The sequence below is a fragment of the Comamonas sp. SY3 genome (assembly GCF_041730275.1).
In the GTDB taxonomy this organism is placed as follows: domain Bacteria; phylum Pseudomonadota; class Gammaproteobacteria; order Burkholderiales; family Burkholderiaceae_C; genus Comamonas; species Comamonas sediminis.
This window is the reverse complement of the sequence record NZ_JBGTYN010000051.1, coordinates 1-1,777: the sequence shown is the minus strand read 5'-3', so window position 1 is coordinate 1,777 and position 1,777 is coordinate 1. Positions and strand designations below refer to the sequence as shown.

At 55.2% G+C, this 1,777-nt stretch carries 1 protein-coding gene and 1 pseudogene; one reads left to right on the top strand and one right to left on the bottom strand.

Going from position 1 to position 1,777, the window contains the following annotated elements; all coding sequences use genetic code 11:
• Positions 1–200: 200 nt before the first annotated feature.
• Positions 201–773, bottom strand: a complete 573-nt coding sequence (locus ACCQ08_RS25950) for a hypothetical protein (protein WP_373451376.1) — start codon at positions 771–773, stop codon at positions 201–203.
• Between the two features lie 151 nt (positions 774–924).
• On the opposite strand from ACCQ08_RS25950, the pseudogene ACCQ08_RS25945 reads away from it, so the two are divergent.
• A pseudogene (locus tag ACCQ08_RS25945) lies at positions 925–1,777 on the top strand (hypothetical protein); the annotation flags it as partial.

Here is a 1,777-nt window from a genome sequence, read left to right as displayed (position 1 = left end):
CTGAAGTTCTGTCCATCTGGATGGAAGAGCGTGAGGCTGAAGAGAAGAAGCGGGCGAAGGCGTAGTTGACCCGGCCGGCGCCTCTGCAATAAATAATCAAGGATCACACATGAATCGCTACGACCCATTGATAACCAAGCAAATGATGCAGGCCGGTTTCTGCGAGATGACCAGCGATCCTGACGCCGTCTGGGATGAGGTTATTCGGGATGTTTTTGCTGAAATGATGAACGTTGTTTTAGCACATCCAGAATTAAATTCTCAATATCAGAAGTTGCTTGTTGAATCTGCTCGGAAACATGCTGTATGTCTTCCGGGATGATGGGGACGCCAGCAGGTAAGACCTTTCGTTTTACCTTCTTGATGCCATCGCTTGTGGTGCCGGTCAGATCCCTCAGGAAAAAGCCGTTTTCGCCTTGCATCCAAACTCCATGCGCAAGCAGATTTCGACGGCTGGCAAGCTCCCGGAAAATGTGCAAATTGGCTTCCGGGAGTTTGATTCCCTCCAGCGCGAAGAGATCAACAGCCAGCTCATACATGCCCATGGCTGGCATGGCCTTGATGGATAGTCTGCCTTGTGCAGTATTGATCTTTAGGGCGGTGTAAACCAATTCTTGAAGTCGCATTTCATAAAACGCCCAGTCGATCATCACCTGGCCCATTGGCGCAGTGAATTCAGGAGGCAGCACCTTTATAAAAGGCAGGGACATCATGACTGGTCCGGTAGCTTGTGTTGTTGCCTGTGGATGGCGAGACTTTTTTCTCTTGGTCATGTTTGGGGCGGTGGTTGTCGAGCGTCAATGATATCTATTTGCTCATCGCGGCCAAAAGCCAGCCCTAGTTCCATCTTCAGCAAACCGCCCCCGGGCGGTTACTTTATTTCCAAGGCCCGCAATAGCGGGCCTTTTCTATTGGTGGCGCAGCATGTCAACTGAAAACCAAAAATTCGGCTTCACTGTTGCTGCTGAGAACGAGGCCTCGAAGACCTTCCAGCAGATTGGCAATGACGCCGACAAGATGGCCGCCAAGGTCAACCAAGCCGGTCAGAAGGCCGCCGAGGGCGTGGGCGCCATTGGCGACGGTGCTGAGAACGCAGCGGAAAAGCTCACCCGCGCCGAGAGCCGCATCGCTTCTGCCATGCGCAAGGCCACCGAGGAAACTTTACAGGCCGCTCAGGCTGCCAAGAGCCTCTCGGGCAGCTTCGAGCTCAAGATGGATATGCGGGGCATGGATGCCTCGCGCCTGCAGCCGTACATCCAGGCGCTGCGGGATGCTGAAAGCCAGCTGTCGGTGTACAAAGCTGCTGAGGCAGAGCTTGGCCGCCAAGATGTGTTCGCTGAGAAGCACCGCCAAGCGCAGCAGCTCACAAAGTCCGCTGAATACGTGCGTTTCTGGACCGCCGAGCTCGACAAGTCAGAAGCTAAGGCTAAAGAGCTGGCAGGCGTAGCCGCGTTCACCGCGCAGCACGAGGATGCCAAGAAGCTGGTGAAGGACGCGGAGTACGTCCGTTTCTGGAATCAGGAATTGGAGCGTAGCGCTGCTGCAGAGAAGAAGGCCGCGAGCGAAAACGCATTCCTGCAATCGTTGCGCGAACAGTCGAACGCGATAGGCAAGACGCGTGCCGACCTGTTGGAGCTTCAGGCAGCGCAACTGGGTGTTGCTACCCAAGCAGCGCCTATGATCGCCAAGCTGCGCGAAGCAGAGGGCGGAGTTGGCAAGGTAGGAATGAGTGCGGCTGCGATGAGCGCTGCCTTGCGTAATGTGCCCGCACAGTTCA

Coding starts and splice junctions, on each gene's coding strand:
- ACCQ08_RS25950 (WP_373451376.1), bottom strand. CDS start 773: ATGACCAAGAGAAAAAAGTCTCGCCATCCACAGGCAACAACACAAGCT.